General features: G+C 60.9%; 19 protein-coding genes. 6 read left to right on the forward strand and 13 right to left on the reverse strand.

All coding sequences use genetic code 11. The features are described from left to right. Positions 1-69 precede the first annotated feature (69 nt). The 10 genes from HMPREF2978_RS06830 to aspS all read right to left on the reverse strand — a co-directional run bounded on the left by HMPREF2978_RS06830 (position 70) and on the right by aspS (position 12,121). Positions 70-579, reverse strand: a complete 510-nt coding sequence (locus tag HMPREF2978_RS06830; protein ID WP_070527440.1) for a shikimate kinase — start codon at positions 577-579, stop codon at positions 70-72. After that, positions 576-1,787, reverse strand: coding sequence for a chorismate synthase (aroC, locus tag HMPREF2978_RS06835; protein ID WP_070527437.1), 1,212 nt, complete (start codon positions 1,785-1,787; stop codon positions 576-578). The genes HMPREF2978_RS06830 and aroC overlap by 4 nt, the downstream gene beginning before the upstream one ends. 51 nt (positions 1,788-1,838) lie before the next feature. Continuing rightward, entirely contained in the window at positions 1,839-2,231 is a 393-nt protein-coding gene (locus HMPREF2978_RS06840) for a prepilin peptidase (protein ID WP_070527433.1), read from the reverse strand. 59 nt (positions 2,232-2,290) lie between these two features. Then, complete coding sequence (locus tag HMPREF2978_RS06845; protein ID WP_070744751.1) at positions 2,291-3,097, reverse strand: shikimate dehydrogenase; 807 nt, start codon at positions 3,095-3,097, stop codon at positions 2,291-2,293. Positions 3,098-3,101: 4 nt separating this feature from the next. After that, entirely contained in the window at positions 3,102-4,277 is a 1,176-nt protein-coding gene (mltG, locus tag HMPREF2978_RS06850; protein WP_070527621.1) for an endolytic transglycosylase MltG, read from the reverse strand. Between the two features lie 22 nt (positions 4,278-4,299). Next, positions 4,300-4,848, reverse strand: a complete 549-nt coding sequence (gene ruvX / locus HMPREF2978_RS06855; protein WP_070527428.1) for a Holliday junction resolvase RuvX — start codon at positions 4,846-4,848, stop codon at positions 4,300-4,302. Between the two features lie 58 nt (positions 4,849-4,906). Further along, positions 4,907-7,594 (reverse strand): alanine--tRNA ligase, encoded by a 2,688-nt coding sequence (gene alaS / locus HMPREF2978_RS06860; RefSeq protein WP_070744756.1) that lies wholly within the window; start codon positions 7,592-7,594, stop codon positions 4,907-4,909. 67 nt (positions 7,595-7,661) lie between these two features. Continuing rightward, positions 7,662-9,017, reverse strand: coding sequence for a replication-associated recombination protein A (locus HMPREF2978_RS06865; protein WP_070527422.1), 1,356 nt, complete (start codon positions 9,015-9,017; stop codon positions 7,662-7,664). After that, the gene (locus HMPREF2978_RS06870) at positions 9,017-10,219 is read right to left on the reverse strand and encodes a phosphotransferase (RefSeq protein WP_246818740.1); all 1,203 of its coding nucleotides are present in this window, start codon (positions 10,217-10,219) and stop codon (positions 9,017-9,019) included. The genes HMPREF2978_RS06865 and HMPREF2978_RS06870 overlap by 1 nt, the downstream gene beginning before the upstream one ends. An 81-nt stretch (positions 10,220-10,300) precedes the next feature. Continuing rightward, the gene (aspS, locus tag HMPREF2978_RS06875; protein WP_070744758.1) at positions 10,301-12,121 is read right to left on the reverse strand and encodes an aspartate--tRNA ligase; all 1,821 of its coding nucleotides are present in this window, start codon (positions 12,119-12,121) and stop codon (positions 10,301-10,303) included. A 204-nt stretch (positions 12,122-12,325) separates the two neighbouring features. On the opposite strand from aspS, the gene HMPREF2978_RS06880 reads away from it, so the two are divergent. The 6 genes from HMPREF2978_RS06880 (at position 12,326) to HMPREF2978_RS06905 (ending at position 19,316) form a co-directional block, all read left to right on the forward strand. After that, a complete protein-coding gene (locus tag HMPREF2978_RS06880; protein ID WP_070527413.1) occupies positions 12,326-13,219 on the forward strand; it encodes a KPN_02809 family neutral zinc metallopeptidase in 894 nt (297 codons plus the stop codon). Positions 13,220-13,534: 315 nt separating this feature from the next. Continuing rightward, positions 13,535-15,145 (forward strand): inorganic phosphate transporter, encoded by a 1,611-nt coding sequence (locus tag HMPREF2978_RS06885; RefSeq protein WP_070527410.1) that lies wholly within the window; start codon positions 13,535-13,537, stop codon positions 15,143-15,145. Positions 15,146-15,280: 135 nt separating this feature from the next. Continuing rightward, on the forward strand, positions 15,281-16,003 hold the full coding sequence (locus tag HMPREF2978_RS06890; RefSeq protein WP_070744760.1) for a CBS domain-containing protein: 723 nt from the start codon (positions 15,281-15,283) through the stop codon (positions 16,001-16,003). A 45-nt stretch (positions 16,004-16,048) separates the two neighbouring features. Beyond that, positions 16,049-17,155, forward strand: coding sequence for an LLM class flavin-dependent oxidoreductase (locus tag HMPREF2978_RS06895; RefSeq protein ID WP_070744761.1), 1,107 nt, complete (start codon positions 16,049-16,051; stop codon positions 17,153-17,155). After that, the gene (locus HMPREF2978_RS06900; RefSeq protein WP_070527401.1) at positions 17,156-17,833 is read left to right on the forward strand and encodes an FMN reductase; all 678 of its coding nucleotides are present in this window, start codon (positions 17,156-17,158) and stop codon (positions 17,831-17,833) included. A gap of 73 nt (positions 17,834-17,906) precedes the next feature. Next, entirely contained in the window at positions 17,907-19,316 is a 1,410-nt protein-coding gene (locus HMPREF2978_RS06905) for an L-serine ammonia-lyase (protein WP_070527398.1), read from the forward strand. On the opposite strand, the gene hisS is transcribed toward HMPREF2978_RS06905, so the two are convergent. Genes hisS through tpx form a run of 3 tightly spaced genes read right to left on the reverse strand, consistent with a single transcriptional unit; the run spans position 19,313 to position 21,737 of the window. Continuing rightward, positions 19,313-20,590 (reverse strand): histidine--tRNA ligase, encoded by a 1,278-nt coding sequence (hisS, locus tag HMPREF2978_RS06910; protein WP_070744763.1) that lies wholly within the window; start codon positions 20,588-20,590, stop codon positions 19,313-19,315. The genes HMPREF2978_RS06905 and hisS overlap by 4 nt on opposite strands. A 5-nt stretch (positions 20,591-20,595) precedes the next feature. Further along, the gene (locus HMPREF2978_RS06915; RefSeq protein WP_070527391.1) at positions 20,596-21,240 is read right to left on the reverse strand and encodes an MBL fold metallo-hydrolase; all 645 of its coding nucleotides are present in this window, start codon (positions 21,238-21,240) and stop codon (positions 20,596-20,598) included. After that, the gene (gene tpx, locus HMPREF2978_RS06920) at positions 21,240-21,737 is read right to left on the reverse strand and encodes a thiol peroxidase (protein WP_070744765.1); all 498 of its coding nucleotides are present in this window, start codon (positions 21,735-21,737) and stop codon (positions 21,240-21,242) included. Before tpx ends, HMPREF2978_RS06915 begins: the two co-directional genes overlap by 1 nt. Positions 21,738-21,797: the final 60 nt, after the last annotated feature.

The following is a 21,797-nucleotide window of genomic DNA, read 5'->3' on the forward strand; positions in this document are numbered from 1 at the left end:
TGCTCCTTTGGCTGGGGTGGCAAGGTTCGTGAGGCGTTGACATGTAGCGGGTAAAGAAGGTTCGTTTTCCTAGAAGGTTTCGAGGAAGCTCAAGATGTCACCCACCACCTGCTGCGGGGAGCGCACACCCGTGCGCACCTTTAGGTCAGCCACCTCGCTGTAGAGGGGCCGGCGCGCTTCCAAAAGCTGGGTGTAGTGCGCCAGCGGGTCCGCAGACTCCAGCACAGGTCGGTTGCTATCCCCCAGCGTGCGGGTTACGCCTTCTTCGGGAGTGATATCAAGGAATACAACAGTCAGGCCATCGAGCAGGGCTCGCGTGGATTCAGTCAGTACTGCCCCGCCGCCTAAACTCACCACACCAGTAGTGGCGAGTGCCTCGCGCACTACTTCGGCTTCGACCTCACGGAATGCTGGTTCACCCAGCTCAGAGAAAACCTCGCCGCAAGCCTTGCCGTAGCGGGCCTCGATAAGGGCATCGGAGTCAACAACCTCGCAGTTCAGCGCCCGGGAGAGGCGCCTGCCAATCGTGGTCTTTCCGGAACCGGGAGGCCCTACGAGAACGACGTGCGGGGAGTTCATGCCTCACCCCAATCCAGGCGGCTAGCCACGTAATCCTGGTAGGCAGCAATGTTTCGCTTGGTCTCGGCCAAGCTATCGCCACCAAATTTCTCCAACACGGCACGCGCAAGGACGAGAGCTACCATGGCTTCGGCCACTACACCAGCCGCTGGAACTGCGCAGACATCAGAACGCTGATGGATGGCAGTGGCTGCCCCACCGGTGGACATATCAACGGTCTTCAGGGCACGCGGGACCGTGGAAATCGGCTTCATCGCCGCACGCAAACGCAGCGTCTGGCCGTTGGTCATACCGCCTTCCAGACCACCAGCGCGGTTGGTCTCACGATCCACACCATTGTCAGTGCGGACCATTTCATCGTGTGCCTCGCTACCGCGGCGGCGGGCCTCAGCGAAACCATCGCCGACCTCGACGCCCTTGATCGCCTGAATACCCATCAAGGCGGCGGCGAGCTGTGCGTCGAGGCGGTCTTCACCCGAGGTGTGCGAGCCCAAGCCAATCGGCAAGCCCTCCACGATGACCTCTACGATGCCGCCGAGGGTATCGCCCTGCTTCTTGGCGGTCTCGATTTCTGAAATCATCGATTCCTCTGCGGCCTTATCGCAGGCACGTACCGGTGAAGCATCAATAGCCTCAAGGTCCGCGAAGCTAGGGTGCGGGCCCTCATAAGGTTCAGAGGCACCAATGGAGATGACGTGGGACAGCACCTCGACTCCCAGGGTTTCGCGGAGGAAGTTGCGCGCGACCGTGGCTGCGGCCACGCGAGCAGCGGTTTCACGCGCGGAGGAGCGCTCCAAGATGGGGCGAGCCTCGGAGTGATCAAACTTCACCATTCCAGCGAAATCGGCGTGACCGGGACGCGGGCGAGTCAGCGGGGCACCGCGACCGGAGGCCATAGCTTTAGCGACCTCTGGGTCCTCAAGATCCAAGGCCTCGGGCGACATGATGGTAGTCCACTTTGGCCACTCCGTGTTGCCGATCATGATCGCGATGGGGCTTCCCAGGGTAAGACCGTGGCGGATGCCGCTGAGCAGAGTGAGATCATCGGCCTCGAACTTCATGCGGGCGCCCCGGCCATAGCCGAGGCGGCGGCGAGAGAGCTGGAGAGCAATATCGTCTTGAGAAATGGGAACCCCGGCTGGCATGTGCTCAATGAGTGCAACGAGTGCCTGGCCGTGAGATTCACCTGCGGTAGTCCAACGAAGCATGCGGACTATTATCACACGCCAGGGTTTCCTTCGGGGCCACTAGGCCGACTATTACACCGTGTCGGGGCAAAATATCACGACAAGTCCTGCGGCAATCAGCATCCCGGGTCCATGCGCAGGTGTCCTATCCCTGGCTATATAGCCCCAGAGCACCGTGCTTAACGACGCCCCCATCATCGCCAGCGCGACCCCCGGTACTCCCGCCGCATGGGCGGTCACCATTCCTAGCGGCAGCGCCAGCTTTAGGTCTCCCCCGCCCACGCTTCCGGCACGGCTCAGCAAGGCAACCAGAATATAAAGTCCTGGCCACAGCAGCCCGGCAGGGTCGAACCACCACAGCGACAGTACGGCGGCAGGCAGGGTCAAATAGTTAGGCAGGCGTTTGAAACGCAGGTCATAAATAATTAAGGTGCACCCCCACGCCAAGAAAAGCACGTCCCCCATGGTCCCGCAGCCTACCGCGTGGGCGGACAAGACGCACGCGGTAAGCTGCGGGGAATTGCTTAGAGCAGCTTGAGCGCCTTGTTGAGCGCCGCCAGCATCTCTGCCCGCGGGGCGGTGTGCCCGGTAAATTGCTCAAACTGTGAATAGGCCTGGTTCGCCAGCATGATGTGCCCGCCGACGGTCGGGTAGCCATCAGCGGCCGCATACACTGTGAGCGGAGTAGGCCACGGATCGTAAATAACGTCAAAGACCGGCGCCTTGGCCAGCTGCGTCAGGTATCCCTCCACCGCAGCAGAGGGCACGGTGGAGACAAGGAGATCTGCTGCTCTCGCAAGCCCTGCTAGATCATCCTCGAAGTCTGCCGCATAGAGCGTGAGACCGAGGGCCTCAGCGAGCGGGCGCAGCTCTGCTAAACGGTCGGAGCGATTCAACACGGTAACATGCTTCACGCCGCGCTGAGCCAGACCCCACAGGACCGGCCGCGCGGTACCGCCGGCGCCGATGAGCAGCGCCGAAGACGGCTGGGAAGAGCCCAGAAGCTCATCCAGCGCGCCCAGCACGCCTTCGGTATCCGTGTTATCCGCGCGCCACCCTTCCGAGGTGCGCACCAAGGTGTTCGCGGAGCCGATGAGCTCAGCTCGATCGCTGACGATATCAGCACAGGCGAGGGCATCGAACTTGAGCGGCATGGTGACGGAGAAACCGCAGTACTCCTCGCCTACTTCGGCGAGGAAGGCGGGCAAGTCCGTCACCTCATGCTTGGTATAGTCCCACTCCTTCAGGCTCAAGGCCTCATACCCTGCGTTATGCAGGACTGGTGAAAGCGAGTGGGCAATGGGGCTGCCCAAGACTGCGGCGCGCGGCATCAGATTACTGCTCCTCGGCCGGTGCCTCACCAACGGCCTCGCGCTGGCTGTCCAGGATGCCGGAGCGCACCGCATCATCAACGTTGGCGAGGTGCTCATCGTAGTTATCGGTAAACACCGTGGTGCCCTTGTCATCGACGGTGACAAAGAAGAGCCAGTTACCTTCCGCTGGGTTCTCCATGGCCTGGATAGCTTCCTCCGAAGGAGAGGCAATCGGCGAATCAGGAAGACCGTCCTTGGCATAGGTATTCCATGGCGTCTCGCGGTGGCGGTCCTCATCGGTGGTGGCCAGCTCCACGTCCTCGAGGCCATAGTTCACGGTGGAGTCCAACTCCAGGCGCATCGGCTCATCGAGACGGTTGAGGATCACTCGAGCAACCTTGTCGAATTCACCAGCCGGGGACTCGCGCTCCACCAGGGAAGCCGCAGTCAGAAGCTCATAGGGCTTCAAACCAATTGCTTGGGCGCGGTCAACGATGTTGGTGTCGTTGTACTTCTTCGTCGAGCGGGTGATCAGATCCGTCAGAATCTCCTGGGCATCCATGTTCGGGTCGAGCACATACTGGCCTGGGGCAATCAGCCCCTCAAGGCGCTTCGGGTCCTCGCCTCGTGCGCGAACCTCTTCCAGGGCCCACTCCGGTGCGCCCAGCTCAGCCGGGTCCACGGTGGCCGCAATCTTCTCGAGCTCTTCAGCGGAAACGCAGCCGCCTTCCTTACACGAAACCTGGGAAATCAAGGAGTAAATGCCGTAGCGAACATCACCGCCGAGCACATTGACATCGAGCAGCGTTGCACCGCCTTGGACGTCGAGGAGGTCCACCATATTAGCTTCATCGAGCAGCGCTTCGACGGCTGCCTTCGCGCTCATCTCCTCCTGGAGACGGTAGAAGCCGGGCTTGATTTGGCTTGCGCGTGGGTTGGAGTTGGCCGCTGAGGAGAAAGCTTCGGATGTCTTCACCACGTTCTTTTCTGCCAGCTCGGGTGCCAGTTCACCCATGGATGAGCCTTCTGGGACCTGAACGAGCTGGGTTACTCCATTACCTTGTCCCTCGTAGTCCAAGGTGCTGCCTCCTCCCAACAGGCGGAAACCGATGTAGCCGAGTCCACCGATGATGAGGACCAAGCTCGCAATGAGCACGGCCATGCCGCGCTGACGGCGCTTGACATATTGAGGTTCCATCGAGCGTCCGATGCGTGAAGGTTTACGGCTCACGTACTTCGTCTCCTACGTTTGAAGGGCTGTGGCCGTTCAACGCGAAATGGCGCGCATCCAGCCAGGACTGCAAAATTTCCACCGCGGCCGCTTGGTCAATGACCGAGCGGCCACGCTTCTCTGACACGCCAGAGGCCCGCAAAGCAGAGGTTGCCACCACCGTAGTGAGGCGCTCATCCACCATTCGCACGGGCGGAGGTTCCTTCATCCTGTCATCTTTTGCCAAGCGGCGGCGGATACGAAACGCGATTTCCTTGGCATGTTTAACACTTGATGAGCCATTGCCTTTGAGATCACGCGGCAAACCAACAGCCACCTCGACGGCGTCATACTCATGGATCAGGTCAAGCAAACGGTCAATATCGCCCTTGTCGCGATCCTTAAACCCGGTCTCACGCCGGACGGTTTCGACCGGCATGGCCAAGCGCGCGTCCCGGTCAGATACCGCCACGCCGATACGGACGGTACCGACATCGAGGCCCAATCGGCGCCCCGGGCCGGGATCGTCCACACCTGGTTTGTCGGGTTCTACGGCCATCGTGCTCCTCCTGGTTCTGCGAGTCAGCTACAACTGCACGCCAATTAAGGCGCGCTCGTTAGTGGGCTTCGAGCTCATCACGGACGGAGTCGAAGGCCTGCTGGAGGCCTTCGACGTTGGCGCCGGAGCCTTGTGCCATATCGGGCTTACCGCCACCCTTGCCGTCAACATAGCCGGAAACCACTTTAACCAAGTCCCCAGCCTTGACACCACGTTCGTTGGCAGCCTTGGTAGCCCCCACGATGAATGGCAACTTGCCGCCCTCATTCTCCGACGCCAAGACGACCACAGCAGCGACATCGCCGAGGCGGTTCTTGATATCGGAGGCCAGCGTACGCAGGTCACCGCCGTTCACGCCCTTTGGTAGCTTGGCAGCCACGAGGGTGAAATCGTTGATGGTCTTCGCCGTCGAGATCATCTCCGCGGTCTGGGACATGAGCCGGGCCTTGTGAAGCTCGGCAATTTGCTTCTCAGCGGCTTTGAGCTTCTCCGTCAACTGCGCGATGCGCTCCGGCAGGTCCTCAGTCTGGACTTTGAGCTCGCGGGAGACCCCCTCTACGAGGGCGGTCTCCTTCGAGTAGTAGCGGAATGCATCCAGGCCCGAATAAGCCTCGATACGGCGCGCGCCCGAGCCCACGGAGGATTCGCCGAGGACAGACACCGGGCCGATCTCTGCGGTGTTCTTTACGTGCGTACCACCACAAAGCTCGATGGAAAAGGGTCCGCCCATCTCCACGACGCGGACCTCAGAACCGTAGTTCTCACCAAAGAGGGCCATCGCGCCCATCTCCTTGGCCTTGTCCAAGGAGGTCTCGATGGTATTGACCGGGAAGTGCTGGTCCACTGCCTGGTTAGTCACCAAAGCGATCTCATCGAGCTGCTCCTGGGTGAGCTGGTCGGTGTAGTTGAAGTCAAAGCGCAGGTAGCCCGGACGGTTCAAGGAACCAGCCTGGACTGCAGTCGGGCCCAGTACCTGGCGCAGCGCGGCGTGGATGAGGTGCGTGGCGGAGTGCGCCTGCACGGCGCCGTGGCGCCATTGTTCATCAACGGCAGCCGTCACGCCGTTGCCCAACTCAAGGCCGCCGGCGGTCACCGTGGCCTTGTGGACCCACAGCTTCTTGCCGATCTTCTGCACGTCGTTGACCTCAAGGAGGGTCTCGCCAGCGATAATGCGGCCCCGGTCGGCGGTCTGGCCGCCGGCTTCGGCGTAGAGCGGCGACTGGTCCAGAATTACCTCGACGGTGTCTCCTGTCTCGACCTCAGTGACCTTCTCGCCATCGCGCACAAGGCCGATGACCTTGGCCTCGGACTCCAAGGTTTCATAGCCCGTGAACAGGGTCGGGTGATTATCCACCCACTCGCGGTAGAGCGACAAGTCAGCATGACCATGCTTCTTGGCCTGGTTATCAGCCTTGGCACGGCGGCGCTGCTCGCCCATGGCGGCGTCGAAGCCGTCCATATCTACGGTCAAACCGGCTTCCTGCGCCATCTCCAGGGTCAAGTCGATGGGGAAACCATAGGTATCGTGCAGTTCAAAAGCCTTCTCGCCGGAGAGGACCTTCGGAGTGGCCGCACGAGAGGTGTTCTTCAGCTCGGTCACGGCTTCGTCGAAAAGCTTGGTGCCCGACTCCAGCGTCTTCAGGAAGGCCTTCTCCTCCGCCACGGCAACGCGCAGAATACGCTCGCGGTTTTCTGCGATCTCCGGGTAGGACGGGGTCATGGTGTCCATGATGGTGTTCATGAAACGCTCCATGGTCGCCCCCTTCGCGCCCAACAACTTAGCGGAGCGAATGATGCGACGAAGCAGGCGACGCAGAATGTAGCCACGCCCCTCGTTACCGGGGGTAACGCCATCCAAGATGAGCATCATGCCGGTGCGCGAGTGGTCTGCCACTACGCGGAAACGGATCAGGTCTTCCTTCGGCGCATCCGGAACGTACTTCGCACCGGTGAGCTCTTCGGCTACGTCGATAACCGGGCGCAGCAGATCCGTCTCATAAACATTGTCCACGCCCTGCAGGATGCAGGCGACGCGCTCGATGCCCATGCCGGTATCGATATTCTTCTTGGGCAGCTCACCAATGATTTCAAAGTTGCCCTTGCCGATGCCTTCGCCGCGCTCGTTCTGCATGAAGACCAAGTTCCAGATCTCCATGTAGCGGTTATCGTCCGCGACGGGACCACCGTCCTGGCCATATTCCGGACCGCGGTCATAATAGATCTCGGAGCACGGACCGCACGGGCCGGGGATACCCATGGACCAGTAATTATCCTCCATTCCGAGGCGCTGGATGCGCTCGCGGGGAACGCCGATCTTGTTGTGCCAGATATCAGCTGCCTCATCGTCATCGAGGTAGACCGTGACCCATAAACGCTCGGGGTCGAGCCCCAAGCCGCCATCCTCTACCGAGTTCGTCAGAAGGTTCCAGGCGTGGGTAATGGCCCCCTCCTTGAAGTACTGGCCAAAGGAGAAGTTGCCTGCCATCTGGAAGAAGGTGTTGTGGCGGGGGGTGATGCCTACTTCCTCGATATCCAAGGTGCGCACGCATTTCTGGATAGAGGTCGCCGTACCGTTAGCAAAAGGCGGGTTCTGCTGGCCCAAGAAGTAGGGCTTGAAGGGAACCATGCCGGCGTTGACGAAGAGCAGGTTCGGGTCATCCAGGATCAGCGATGCGCTGGGCACAGCCTCGTGGCCGGCCTTGACGAAGTGCTGGGTAAAGCGTTCCCGGATCTCATGAGTCTTCACGAGCAAAAGTCCTTCACTGTTGAATGGTTTCTAGTCAGCGCTCAACTTTACCCGTCCGGTGCTGTGCTTAGCGACGCCGCCCCCGGATGATGTCCCGCAACCTCCCCAGGTACTCGCGCACCCGTTTTTCCGCGCCGTGGTCGGTGGGCTGATAATACTCGGCATCAGCCAGCGTCTCCGGCAAATACTGCTGGGCTAGCACACCGCGTGGATCATCGTGCGGGTACTGGTAGCCGACGGCGTTTCCCAAGCGCTTAGCCCCCTCGTAGTGACCGTCGCGCAGGTGCGCGGGCACGTGCCCGCTCTTACCGGCCTGGACATCGGCTTGGGCGGCGTTGATGGCATTAATAACAGAGTTCGACTTCGGCGCCGTGGCCAGGTGGATTGTGGCCTGCGCCAGCGGAATGCGCGCCTCGGGCAGGCCAATCAGGGCCGCAGCCTCCGCCGCGGCCACGGCGGTGGGCAAAGCGGTGGGATCCGCCATCCCGATGTCTTCGGAGGCATGCACGATGAGCCGGCGCGCGATGAAGCGTGGGTCTTCACCGGCCTCAATCATGCGGGCGAGGTAGTGCAACGCTGCGTCCACGTCGGAGCCGCGGATGGACTTAATAAAGGCGGAGACAACGTCATAGTGTTGGTCCCCGTCACGGTCATAGCGCACCACCGCGCGGTTGACGTTGTCTTTGAGAATGTCGACGGTGAGCTCGCCGCCATCCGGTACCGCTTCGGCAGCCGCCTCGAGATAGGTCAGCGTGCGTCGCGCATCACCGCCGGCGAGCAGCACCAGCTGATCCAAAGCGTCTTCCGATGCGGTTATTCGCCCCGCCAAACCGCGCTCACTCCTCAGCGCCCGTTCCGCGAGGCTGCGGAGGGAGGCGTCGTCAAGCGGCTCCAAGTGCAGCAGCAGCGAACGCGAAAGCAGCGGCGCCACCACAGAGAACGAAGGATTCTCGGTGGTCGCGGCCACGAGAAGGACAGTGCGGTTCTCCACGGCAGCCAGCAATGCATCCTGCTGGGTTTTGGAGAAGCGATGTACCTCATCGATAAAGAGCACCGTGCGGCGGCCCTCGATGAGCTCGCGGCGCGCATGAGTAATCACTTCGCGGACTTGCTTAACCCCAGAGTCTAGGGCAGAAAGCCCAATGAAGTTATCCCCCAAGGAGGAAGCGATGAGGGAGGCTAGCGTTGTCTTTCCGGTTCCCGGCGGGCCGTAGAGGATGACTGAGGCCTCCCCCGAGCCCTCCACCAGCCGGCGCAACGGGGTCCCCGGCTCCAGTAGGTGCTTCTGCCCCACCACTTCATCAAGGCTCTGCGGCCGCATACGAGCGGCAAGGGGTGAGCCGGAATGAGTTGCAAACATATCGGGGCCACCCGGCAGGCGTGGCGCTGACTGGTCATCGCCGAAGAGTGACTCCTGCCCCATCAGGACTCCCGGAGACGGGAAGCTACTGCGCGGCCAAATGCGGCCACCGCGGAGCATCCATCATTCTTGCACTGCGCGGCAAACCGCGACAGCGCCTCGAAGGTTTCATAAAGATCACGGCGGATGAGGGCCTCATCTTCGGTGAAGGGCCCTTGATCGGAGCGGCGAAGCAGCGAGCGACGCGGGTCACGATAAATCTCGGCATTGCCCTCCGCCAGAGCTACAACACCTTCGATCCCACCGGCATACATGGTTGTCACGCTCGACAGAGCCCAACCGATGAGGCAGGCCACGAGCAATTCATGCAGTGTCTTCTCATCAGCAAACTGGGGCCATACATCGACGATGCGGCGCTGCCAGGCTTGGATGAAGACATCCGCTTCACTATCAGTAATCGGCCGTGAGAACAGGAATTGCGGGAAGCCAGCAACAACGCAGGCCACGTCGAAACCAACGTTACGGAAACCAGCCCACTCATAATCCAGGAAGGTCAACGTTGTCCCCGCAATGATGTTGTCTGGGGACAGATCGAAGGGAGTAAAAGCGCGGTTGCGGCCAGAGCTAAAGCTCTGCATGGCGCTGCGAGCCAAGTCGCGGACGTGCTCCGGCGGTTCCAGTCCGGCCTCACTGAGAATGTCAGCGCCGATCATAATGGAGCGCTTCAGCGAATCATCACGCAGCGCCTGGTGCTCAGCATATTCGGGATGCCGGCGCAGCTGACGGTTCAGCAGGGCCTCGTAATCCTCTTCGCGCCCCGCCGTTCCTGCGTGCATCTTGCCCAGCGCGCTGCCCAGGGATCGGAGCAGCTCACCGCGATCCTCATCGCTGCTGTGGGCGAGGGTATCCGCCAAGGTGTCGCCATCGCCGGCGTCGGTAAGCACGAGGATGCGCTTTTCCACATCGTGCGCAAGCAGGACTGGGCCTGGGCGGACCTCTTCAGACAGCGCCGTGGTGAATTGATAGGCCACCACTTCGCGTAGAAGCGCAGCGTCATCAATAGTGTGCCCGGTGACCGGGTTGTACTTGATGACGACCGACCGATGTGGAAAGAAGGCACTTGGTGTCGTGCGGGCACGAAGTACCACAGCATTGCCCGAGCCGGTGAGCTGTTGAATGTCACTCAGCTCAGGCTCGCCGCCATAGCGGCGGGAAATCATCAGCGATGCTTCCGTCACCACGGCATCAGCCGCAGAACTATTCATGGACTCGTGTCCCATCGAATTCACTTGCTTGCCTGCCTCCACTTGTCGTAGGCCCAACTACATTACCGGCGCTGCGCGGTCTTAAGACTCCTTCCCAGCCTTCTCCCCTTGTGCAGCCTTAGCGGCCTTTTCCGGCTTGAAGTCTACGCCGGTCTCCTTGCGCTGCTCAGCAGGGATGGTGCCCGGAGCATCGGTCAAGGGATCTACGCCGCCACCCGACTTCGGGAAGGCAATGACGTCACGGATGGAATCGAATCCGCCCAGCAGGGAGACGATGCGGTCCCAGCCGAAAGCGATGCCGCCATGCGGCGGAGCACCGAACTGGAAAGCCTCGAGTAGGAAGCCGAACTTCTCCTGTGCTTCCTCTTCACCAATGCCCATGACATCGAAGACGCGCTTTTGCACATCCTGGTCGTGGATACGGATGGAGCCGCCGCCGATCTCGTTGCCGTTGCAGACGATGTCATAGGCGTAGGCCAAGGCCTCTCCCGGATTCTCATCAAAGTTATCCAGGTACTCCGGCTTCGGCGAGGTAAAGGCGTGGTGGACTGCCGTCCACTTGGAGTGGCCCAGAGCAACGTCGCCCGAAGCGGTGGCATCAGCGGCCGGCTCGAAGAGCGGTGCGTCCACAACCCAGGTGAAGGCCCAGTCGCCGTCCTTGATGAGGTCCAGCTTCTTTGCAATCTCACCGCGCGCTGCGCCCAGCAAAGCACGGGAAGACTTTACGTCACCTGCGGCGAAGAAGATGGCGTCACCCGGCTTAGCACCGACGTGCTCGGCAATGCCCTCGCGCTCGGCATCAGTAATGTTCTTGGCCACTGGGCCACCCAGGGTGCCATCCTCGGCGATCGTGATATAAGCCAGGCCCTTCGCACCGCGTTGCTTTGCCCATTCCTGCCAAGCGTCGAACTGGCGGCGCGGCTGGGAAGCTCCGCCGTCCATGACAACAGCACCGACGTATTCGTTCTGGAAGACACGGAAGGTGGTGTCCTTGAAGAACTCAGTGCACTCCACGATCTTGATGTCGAAGCGCAGGTCCGGCTTATCAGAGCCGTAGTACTTCATGGCATCGGCGTAGGTCATGCGCGGGATGGGCGTCTTAATCTCGTAGCCGATGAGCTTCCAGAGAGCGGATACAATCTCTTCCGCTAGGGCAATAACATCGTCCTGGTCCACGAAGGACATCTCAACGTCAAGCTGCGTAAATTCAGGCTGGCGGTCCGCGCGGAAATCCTCATCGCGGTAGCAGCGAGCGATCTGGTAGTAACGCTCCATGCCGGCCACCATGAGTAGCTGCTTAAACAGCTGCGGGGACTGCGGAAGTGCGTACCAGCTACCCGGCTTGAGGCGGGCGGGCACGAGGAAGTCACGAGCGCCCTCCGGGGTGGAACGAGTCAGGGTCGGGGTTTCGATCTCGGTGAAGTCGTGGCTGTCCAGAACTTCGCGGGCGGCGCGGTTCGCTGCCGAGCGCAGACGCAGCGCCTCGTGCTGACGCTCGCGGCGCAGGTCCAGGTAGCGGTACTTCAGTCGGGTTTCCTCACCGACTTCGCCGGAAGAAGACGGATCATCAATCTGGAACGGCAGTGCTGCGGACTTGTTGAGCATCTCCAGATCGGTGACGTTGACCTCAATCTCACCGGAGGCCAGGTTCGGGTTAGCCGAACCCTCAGGGCGCGGCTCCACAACGCCTGTGACCTTCACGCAGTACTCAGAACGCAGGTCGTGGGCACGCTCAGCCACCTCGGTCTCGCGGAAAACTACCTGGGCAACGCCGGAACGGTCACGCAGGTCAATGAAGATAACACCACCGTGGTCGCGACGGCGTGCTACCCAACCCGTCAGGGTGACGGTCTCCCCCGCCATCTCCTTGCGCAGTTCGCCTGCCAAATGTGTACGCAGCACTTTCGTTCAATCCCTTCTCATCGTTGACGCTCGCACCCACTCACGCCACGCGTAGACAGCACGCGCCGAGGGATGCAAGTACTTGAACGGCCCAAGTCTACCGCCCGCACCGGACTTGCTCAGCGCTAGGGTGAACACCATGTGCTTGTCGGCAGTCCACTTATCGAGCAGACACCACCTACAGCTTGTGGCAAAATCTCTGGCATGACTTTTAAATCTGGCGCCAATTTTGATGGTAAGCGAGCTAGCTCCGGCGGTGGAGGCCGCGGCGGCATGATCGCTACCGGCGGCGGCATTGGCTCTCTCCTTCTTATTGGTCTCTATCTACTACTCGGCGGCGATCCTGGCGCCATCACCGGAAGCGATCCCCAGACCGACCAGACCCAGGTGGGACCAGAGGAAAGCGGCGAAGACGCATTTGCGCATTGCCAAACTGCCGAGGACGGCAATAAGTACGACGATTGCCGCGTCATGTTTGCCGCCCAGTCCGTCGATAAGGTCTGGGCCCAGCAGTTGCCGGATCAGGCAGGCATCGAGTACATCGAACCGGGCCGCGTCATCTTCAACAACACCACCATGTCCGGCTGTGGCCAAGCCTCCGGCGCCACGGGCCCGTTCTACTGCCCGGCCGATGAGTCGGCCTACTTCGACACCGCCTTCTTTGATCAGCTCCGCAATTTCGGCGGCGAGAATGCTCCTCTGGCACAGATGTACATCGTGGCCCACGAATTTGGCCACCACATTCAAAAGCTGGAAGGCACGCTCAGCTTGTCCAATTACAACGAGCCCGGCGAGGATTCCAACGCTGTGAAGATTGAGCTGCAAGCTGATTGCTATGCCGGCCTCTGGGCACACTACGCCGATGAGGGCGAAGACGCTCTGCTCGAGACGATTACTGAACAACAAGTAACCGATGCCGTGAACACCGCTCGTGCTGTGGGCGATGACAACATCCAGCGCCGCTCGGGCGGCGAAGTACGCCCAGACATGTGGACGCACGGCTCCTCCGAGGACCGCGCTCAGGCCTTCCTCGCTGGATATAACACCGGCAAGATGGAACAGTGCGACACCTTGGGCCGAGGCGTATACAAGTCTTAATACTGAGCTTAAATAGTGCTAGTGCGGTCGCCACAAGGTCGCACCACCCCCAAATGTGCCACAAAAATGCAGATTAAATTCAAATACATGAAGTGTTTACCTGCTGGCAATCTTGATGCTTTACCCTGATCAAGTTCCCGCCGGTTTGCGGTGGGTTCCGCTCTGTCTTTAAAAGCATAAAAGAACCATGCGTGATGCCATCACCCTGCACCGCGACAGGCACACTATCCCCTGCTTTCACGGCGCATCCGCCCTGCCCGCGGCAGCCCGCGCTTCCTCATCACGCAACGTTCTCTTCATGAAAGGAACGACGTTTTGAGCACCGCCACGCCGACGATGCCTGACCTCGAATCGATGAATGGCAAGAACAAGGACTGGATCTGGCACTTGTTCTTCGGCGCCATCACCGCTGTCACGCTGATCTTCTTCATCATTTGGAGCAACGGCGAAGTTGCTGAGGGGGCTAATCGCGTAGTCCTGGTTACAGCGATCATCTTCGCCGTATTCATGGCCTTCAACATTGGCGGCAATGACGTCGCCAACTCCTTCGGTACCTCCGTGGGTGCAGGAACCTTGTCGATGAAGCAGGCCCTCGCGGTCGCAGCAGTCTTCGAGGTATCCGGTGCCATCCTCGCAGGCGGCGAGGTGACCGATACCGTCCGCTCCGGCATCGTGGACCTGGAAGCGATTGACGGGCTCGACCCCATGGAGTTCGTCTACATCATGATGGCCTCGTTGCTTGGCGCTGCCATCTGGCTGCTCGTCGCCACCCGCATGGGCTGGCCAGTTTCCACGACCCACTCCATCGTCGGCGGTATCGTCGGCGCCGCACTGACCGTCGGCTTCATCACCGGCAAGGGCGGCATGGATATGGTGCAGTGGGGCGGCATTGGCACCATCGCTTTCTCCTGGGTCCTTTCCCCAGTTCTTGGTGGTGTTGCCGCCTTCCTGCTCTTCAAGTGGATCAAGACGTCCATCTTGGTGTACAACGACACCGCAGACGAGCGCCTGCGCGAGATCAAGGTTCGCCGCGCCGCGCTGCGCAAGGAGCACAAGACCCGCTTCGAGCGCATGAACGAACTACAGCAGATTTCCTACACCAACGCCATGGCCCGTGATGCCGCCCTCACCGCGGAAGATGATTACGACCCAGAGGCCCTCGAGTCCGACTACTACCGGGATTTGCACAACCTCAACAAGGATCTCGAGGACATCAACGCGCATCGCGCACTGGAGAACTGGGTCCCGCTGCTAGCCGCTTTGGGCGCCATCATTATCTCCGCGATGATGCTCTTCAAGGGTCTGAAGAACACCGGCGTTGACTTCTCCACCCTGGAGACCTTCCTGGTCATGGGCATGATTGGCGCCGTGGTTTGGATGGCAGTGTTCATCTTCGCCCGCTCCCTGAAGAAGAAGTCCCTGTCACGATCGACCTTCCTTCTCTTCTCTTGGATGCAGGTCTTCACTGCTTCGGCCTTCGCGTTCTCACATGGCTCGAACGATATCGCTAACGCGATTGGCCCCTTCGCCGCCGTCTTCGACGTCCTGCAGACGAACCAGATTTCCAATGAAGTCACTGTCCCCCTCCCAGTCATGGTGGCCATGGGTATCGCCCTGATTTCTGGCCTCTGGTTCATTGGACGCTTCGTTATCCAGACGGTCGGTTCGGGCCTGACTCAGATGCACCCTTCCTCCGGTTTCGCCGCTGAGCTGGCCGCCGCGGCCGTCGTCATGGCAGCCTCCCTCCTGGGCCTCCCGGTCTCATCGACCCACATCCTCATCGGTGCTGTCCTTGGTGTCGGCATCGTAAACCGCGCCGCCAACTGGAAGCTGATGAAGCCTATCGCCCTCGCGTGGGTCATCACCCTCCCCGCAGCAGCTGCCATCGCAGCCGTGACGGTTTCCATCCTGCGCGTCGCCTTCTAAGACTTCAGCGCATCACGCGCACAGCACAATAGTGCTCTATCGCCGCGAGTGCCCCCATCAGCCGGGGACCTCGCGGCGATTGTGCTTTAGCGACTGGGCACAGCACGCACCGCCAGATCCGTACACTGGGTGCCCATGAGCGATAACTCCCTGGCTAGATTCTTTTCCGCCTTCAACGACATTGAGCAATTTCTCCGCCAGGCTATTGGGGCGAAGAATTCAGATTCTTTCTGGTGGATTGTTGATCGCGCACACGACAAGCATCTATTGGGCAAGCGCCAAGCAGAACAACTGAAAGACTTTGGCAACCTACGCAATGCCATTGCCCATGGCCGCTACTTCGACGGCGCACCCATCGCCACCCCGCACCCACAGGTCATCACGCAGCTGGAAAACCTGCGACGCCTGCTCACGGATCCGCCTACGGCGCAGTCCCTTCTTTCTGACCGTGACGTGACGATCCTTGCCCCAGATACCCCAATCATGGAGGCCTTGCGGCTCATTAACCAGACCGGCTATTCTCAGATACCTATCTATGAGTCGGGGGCATACCAGGCGCTGCTCACGACCAACGTCATCGCGCGGTGGATTGCGGCCGATTTGGGAGACGATGGCGTGGTCAACGCGGCGTCGATTAGCGCCGTTTTGGAATTCGCCGAGAAGAAGGACCGCGCCGAATTTCTGCCTCGCACAGCCAGCGCGCAAGAGGTCATCGACGCTCTCACGGAGCCCACCGCAGATGGCGTCCATGCCAGCGCAGTTCTCCTCACCGAGCACGGAAAGCCTTCGCAGCGTCCGCTGGGTATCGCGACACCGGGGGATCTCGCAGTATTGGTCGACGCCCTCGAATGGGAATAATCTCCTGGTACATTATTGTTGACACGTCACAGAAAGGAGATTGGCATGCAATTTGGAGTATTCAGCATCGGTGACGTCACGCAAGACCCCACCACCGGCCGCACCCCCACCGAGGCCGAGCGCATCCGCGCGATAACGGAGATCGCGCTCAAGGCGGAGGAGGTAGGTCTCGACGTTTTCGCCACCGGCGAGCACCACAACCCACCTTTCGTCCCATCGGCACCCACCACTCACCTGGCCTATATCGCGGCACAGACAAAGAACCTTCAACTCTCTACTGCCACCACGCTGATCACTACCAACGACCCCGTCCGCCTCGCGGAGGACTACGCCTTCCTCCAGCACCTGGCAGATGGGCGCGTCGACCTCATGCTAGGCCGCGGCAACACCGGCCCGGTTTACCCGTGGTTTGGCAAGGACATCCGTGAGGGCATTCCCCTCGCCGTTGAGAACTACCACCTACTGCGCCGCCTCTGGCGCGAACCCGTCGTGTCCTGGCAAGGAAAGTTCCGCACCCCGCTGCAGGGTTTTACTTCCACGCCCGCACCTCTCGATGGCGTCCCACCCTTTGTCTGGCACGGCTCCATCCGCTCCCCACAGATTGCCGAACAGGCCGCCTACTATGGCGATGGCTTCTTCCACAACAACATCTTTTGGAACAAAGAACACACCGCGAAGATGGTGAACCTCTACCGCAACCGCTATGAATCCTATGGGCACGGCCGTGCCGATCAGGCCATCGTGGGCCTCGGCGGACATGTTTTCATCGGGTCTACTGAGCAGGAAGCGAAGGACTTCTTCCGCCCCTACTTCGACAACGCTCCGGTCTACGGCCACGGCCCTTCCCTAGAAGAATTCACGGCTCAGACCCCGTTGACGGTAGGCACCGTAGAGCAAGTGGTAGAGCGCACGCTGCAGTTTGCTGATTGGGTCGGTGACTATCAGCGCCAGCTTTTCCTCATCGATCACGCCGGACTGCCGCAAGAGGTGGTGCTTGAGCAGATCGAAATCCTCGGCAACCAGGTAGTGCCGGAACTGCGCCGCCGCTTTGAGGAACGCCGCCCAGATCATGTACCTTCTGACCCGCCAACGCACGCCACGCTCGGCTCCTATGCCCCACACGCACTGGTCAGCCCTGGAGAGGAGAAATAAATGCGCTCACTCGTGCTTGTTACGGCTGGGCTGTCCTCGCCGTCGTCGACGCGCGCGCTTGGCGACGCCCTTTCATCCGCCACCACCACTCACGTCACTGCCCGGGGTGAGGGCGTGGATATCACCGTCGTGGAGCTACGCGAGCTCGCGGGTGAGCTGGCCGAAGCCATGACCAACTGGGTCTCGCCTACGCCTCGTCTGAACGCGGCACAGTCCGCCGTGCTGAATGCCGACGGTCTCATCGCCGTCAGTCCAGTCTTCCAAGGAAGCTACTCGGGCCTGTTCAAGATGTTCTTCGATACCTTGGAGCCGCATTCCCTGGAGGGGCTTCCTACCCTCATCGCGGCCACAGGCGGCTCCAGCCGGCACGCACTGGTCCTGGACTATGCCCTGCGGCCTCTACTCAATTACCTGCACGCCACGGTGGTCCCTACCGGCGTCTTCCAAGCCACGGAGGACTATGGCACCGCGGAAGGCGCGCGTAATGAAAGGCGCATCGAGCGCGCCGCTGGGGAATTAGCGGACCTCATGGTGCGCCCGCTCGACCGCGTCGCTGGGCTTACCGGCCCCCTCAGCGAAACGCAGGAAACGCCGCAGGACAGTTCCGAAGCCATACTGGATTCGGATCCTGCCAGTTTCCGCGCACTCCTGTCCCGCCACGACGGCCAACCGGACTAAACAGGTATGGAGGGCTCTCGGTACTATCGTAAGACGTAACTTATTTAACGCTTCTAAGGAGGTTTGACCCCACATGACAATTAGCGTGACCGATATCTTCTCCATCGGCATCGGCCCTTCCTCCTCTCATACCGTCGGCCCCATGCGTGCCGCCAAGGCTTTCCTCGAGACACTGGATGAACACCCTGCAAAGGTCCACGTCGTGCTGCGCGGCTCGCTCTCTGCTACCGGCCGCGGCCACGCTACGGATCGCGCCGTAATTTTGGGCCTTGCTGGTTGGGACCCGCTGTCAGTACCGCTCGACGCCGAGCCGCGCGCTGATGCCTTCATCCCTAGCGAGGGCTCCATCTCAGGCCCTGCAGGCGATGTGCAGTACATCATCGAGTTCAACAACGAGCCGGTGCCAGAGCACCCGAACTGCCTCATTTTCACCGCTTGGGACGAAGATGGCTCCATCCTCGCCGAGAACGCGGAATACTTCTCCGTCGGCGGCGGCTTCATTCTGTCCCGCGAGGAGTACAACGCCCAGCTCGAAACCGACACTGGCGTTCCGGCCGGTGTCGCTGCGGCTACCGCCGAGGACACCGTTCCTTATGAATTCCAATCTGGTGAGCACCTGCTTCACCTGTGCGCGGCCAACGACATGGCCATTTGGGAAATCGTCGCCGCCAATGAGGCAGTCCTGCACCGCGAAGAAGGTGGGCTCGACTACGTCTACCAGCACCTCGACCTTGTGTGGGACATCATGCGCGAATGCGTGACCGAAGGAATTTCCACCAAGGGAATCTTGCCTGGTGGTCTCCGCGTCAACCGCCGCGCGCCGCAGATGTACCAGCAGTTGTTGGCCAAGCAAGACGACGAGTCCTGTGGCTTTTCCGCGATGGAATGGGTAAACCTCTACGCGCTCGCCGTCAACGAGCAGAACGCCGCCGGCGGCCGCGTCATTACTGCGCCGACGAATGGCGCCTGTGGCATCATACCGGCGGTACTCCATTATGCCCGCGACTTCATGGCGGACTTTACGCGCGCCGATGCTCGCCGCTACCTGCTCACTGCGGGTGCCGTGGGCATCATTATCAAGTCCAATGCCTCCATCTCCGGCGCTGAGGTGGGCTGCCAGGGTGAGGTAGGCTCCGCCTCCTCCATGGCGGCGGCTGGCATGGCTGAGCTGCTCGGTGCAACCCCAGAACAGGTGGAAAACGCCGCCGAGATCGCACTCGAGCACAACCTTGGTCTGACCTGCGACCCCGTCGGCGGCCTCGTGCAGATCCCCTGCATCGAGCGCAACGCCATCGGCGCGGTCAAGTCCATCAACGCTGCGCGCCTTGCCCGCATGGGTGAGGGAACGCACCACGTTACCCTCGATAACGCGGTGCGCACCATGGCCGAAACTGGACGCGACATGCTCTCCAAGTACAAGGAGACTTCGCTCGGCGGCCTAGCGAAGACGATGGGCTTCACCGTCTCCCAGGTGGAGTGCTAAACCAGCTGACGGAGCTGGTTGACGATGTCCCCAACGGGGACGTCGTGCTGCTCGTGCGCGCGCAGGTCCTTGAGCGCCACGGAACCAGCCTCTAACTCTTGGTCACCGAGGACGAGCGCGAAGCGGGCGTTGGCGCGGTCAGCGCCCTTCATCGCTCCCTTAAGGCCGCGGTCACCGAAGGACATATCGGCAGAAATGCCGGCCTTGCGCAGGTCATTAATGATGCTGACCATTTTCTGCTTTGCCGCAGCGCCCAGAGCTACACCGTAGACGGCCACGCGTTCTTCGACGCCCTCAAGCTCGACGCCCTCTGCCTCGAGGGCCAGAATAGTGCGGTCCACACCAAGGCCATAGCCGATGCCGGACAGTTCCTGCCCACCAAGCTGGGCCATGAGGCCGTCGTAGCGGCCGCCACCACCGATGCCGGACTGCGCGCCAAGGCCATCGTGGACAAACTCGAAACAGGTCTTCGTGTAGTAGTCAAGACCGCGGACCATGCGCGGGTTGATGGTGTACGGCACGCTCATGTCATCGAGCAGGCCGGTGACCGTTTCAAAGTGCTCGCGGCACTCGGCATTGAGGTGGTCGAGCATCAGGGGGGCGTCGACAAGCTGCTCTTGGACCTCTGGGCGCTTGTCATCGAGCACGCGCAGGGGATTAAGCTCCGCGCGGGCCTTGGTCTCCTCATCTAGATCCAGCTTGAACAGGAACTCCTGCAGCTTCTCACGGTAGGCCGGGCGGCAGTCGTGGTCACCCAAGCTGGTCAGCTCGAGGCGGAACTGGCTAAGCCCCAAGCTGCGGTAGGAGCGATCCGCCAGCGCGATGATTTCCGCGTCCAGCGCCGGATCATCGACACCAATGGCCTCGACGCCGACCTGCTGCAGCTGGCGGTAGCGGCCCGCCTGCGGGCGCTCGTAGCGGAAGAAAGGGCCGAAATAGTTGAGCTTCACTGGAAGCTGGCCGCGGTCGAGGTTGTGCTCGATAACTGCGCGCATGACACCCGCGGTGCCTTCGGGGCGCAGAGTCACGGAACGGTCGCCGCGATCGGCGAAGGTGTACATCTCCTTCGACACGACGTCCGTGGACTCCCCCACGCCGCGGGCGAACAGTGAGGTGTCCTCAAAGACGGGGAGCTCGATGTGTTGGAAGCCGGACAGATGTGCCTGATGCACGAAGGTTTCACGAACCTTGGCAAAGATGGCCGATTGCGGCGGAACGTAGTCCGGCACACCCTTGGGCGCGGACAGGGCTTTGAACTGCTTCTTATCACTCACGCCCTTTAGAGTACATCCCCCGCCGCACGGAGAAACGGATTAGTCGCGCGTTCGCGGCGCATGGTCGTCGTTGGACCGTGGCCCGGCAAGATAGCAAGGGAGTCATCAAGTCCCCACACCGGACCGCGCAGTGAACGCTGCATCGCGGCGTGGTCAGAGTGCGGCAAGTCAGTGCGCCCGATGGAGCCCTTAAACAGCACGTCGCCGGTCAGGCCAATCCCCTCAGCCACGAGGATGACGCATCCCGGCGAATGCCCCGGTGCATGGAGCAGATCGAATTCAAGGCCAACTAGACTCAACGTTTCTCCGCCGATCAAGTCGCGGCGGTCCGCTACCTGCTTCATGGAGGCGGCAGCAAAGAGCATCTGCGACTCGGGAGACACACCGGAGCCATCCACCAGCATGAACGCGTCATCCGGGTGGATGTAAACCGGTAGGTCAAACTCGGCGGCATCACGTGTGTGATCGATGTGACCGTGGGTGAGCACGACGGCTTCAAACTCCAGGGACTTCTCACGCGCGAGCTGCTCGAGCTTCTCGCGCGTGTGCATCCCTGGGTCCACGATGAACGCCCGGGAACCGTTAGCAACCACATAAGTGTTGGTTTTATAGGGCCCAGCGGCGAAACCGTAGATTTCGGGAGCGCTCATTACTTGAGTGCTGCCAAAGCTGCGTCGTAGTCCGGTTCAGTCGTAACCTCCGGAACCAGCTCGGTGTAGGTCACCTTGTGGTTCTCATCGGTAACGATGACCGCGCGGGCAAACAGACCCTTGAGCGGGGAGCCTTCCAGGACGAGGCCCAGCTTGTCGGCGAAATCGGAGCGGAAATCAGAAGCGCTGACGACGTTCTCAATCCCTTCAGCAGCGCAGAAACGCTCCTGTGCGAAAGGCAGGTCACGGGAGACGGACAGGACAACGGTGTTCTCCAGACCAGCCGCCTCTTGATTGAACTTGCGCAGCTGCGCTGCACACACGCCGGTATCCACGGACGGGAAGCAGGACACCACCAAGCGCTTACCAGCGAAGTCCGCATTGGTCAGCTCAGACAAGTCAGTGCCGACGAGGGTGAAGTCCGGCAGGGCGTCACCGACCTTCGGCAGATCAGCATTGGTTTCGACGGGTTCATTCTGAAAATTCGTAGTAGCCATGGCACCCAAGCGTACTGACGTGCGGGGCGGCGCGCCACGGCGTACTACCGTGCGGTTAGG

It is taken from the genome of Corynebacterium sp. HMSC074C01 (assembly GCF_001814605.1).
Classification (GTDB): domain Bacteria; phylum Actinomycetota; class Actinomycetes; order Mycobacteriales; family Mycobacteriaceae; genus Corynebacterium.

Excerpts from the sequence above, each read along its gene's own strand:
- HMPREF2978_RS06830 (WP_070527440.1), bottom strand. The coding sequence starts at position 579 with ATGAACTCCCCGCACGTCGTTCTCGTAGGGCCTCCCGGTTCCGGAAAG.
- aroC (WP_070527437.1), bottom strand. The coding sequence starts at position 1,787 with ATGCTTCGTTGGACTACCGCAGGTGAATCTCACGGCCAGGCACTCGTT.
- HMPREF2978_RS06840 (WP_070527433.1), bottom strand. The coding sequence starts at position 2,231 with ATGGGGGACGTGCTTTTCTTGGCGTGGGGGTGCACCTTAATTATTTAT.
- HMPREF2978_RS06845 (WP_070744751.1), bottom strand. The coding sequence starts at position 3,097 with ATGCCGCGCGCCGCAGTCTTGGGCAGCCCCATTGCCCACTCGCTTTCA.
- mltG (WP_070527621.1), bottom strand. The coding sequence starts at position 4,277 with ATGGAACCTCAATATGTCAAGCGCCGTCAGCGCGGCATGGCCGTGCTC.
- ruvX (WP_070527428.1), bottom strand. The coding sequence starts at position 4,848 with ATGGCCGTAGAACCCGACAAACCAGGTGTGGACGATCCCGGCCCGGGG.
- HMPREF2978_RS06865 (WP_070527422.1), bottom strand. The coding sequence starts at position 9,017 with ATGGGGCAGGAGTCACTCTTCGGCGATGACCAGTCAGCGCCACGCCTG.
- HMPREF2978_RS06870 (WP_246818740.1), bottom strand. The coding sequence starts at position 10,219 with ATGAATAGTTCTGCGGCTGATGCCGTGGTGACGGAAGCATCGCTGATG.
- HMPREF2978_RS06880 (WP_070527413.1), top strand. The coding sequence starts at position 12,326 with ATGACTTTTAAATCTGGCGCCAATTTTGATGGTAAGCGAGCTAGCTCC.
- HMPREF2978_RS06890 (WP_070744760.1), top strand. The coding sequence starts at position 15,281 with ATGAGCGATAACTCCCTGGCTAGATTCTTTTCCGCCTTCAACGACATT.
- HMPREF2978_RS06895 (WP_070744761.1), top strand. The coding sequence starts at position 16,049 with ATGCAATTTGGAGTATTCAGCATCGGTGACGTCACGCAAGACCCCACC.
- HMPREF2978_RS06900 (WP_070527401.1), top strand. The coding sequence starts at position 17,156 with ATGCGCTCACTCGTGCTTGTTACGGCTGGGCTGTCCTCGCCGTCGTCG.
- HMPREF2978_RS06905 (WP_070527398.1), top strand. The coding sequence starts at position 17,907 with ATGACAATTAGCGTGACCGATATCTTCTCCATCGGCATCGGCCCTTCC.
- HMPREF2978_RS06915 (WP_070527391.1), bottom strand. The coding sequence starts at position 21,240 with ATGAGCGCTCCCGAAATCTACGGTTTCGCCGCTGGGCCCTATAAAACC.
- tpx (WP_070744765.1), bottom strand. The coding sequence starts at position 21,737 with ATGGCTACTACGAATTTTCAGAATGAACCCGTCGAAACCAATGCTGAT.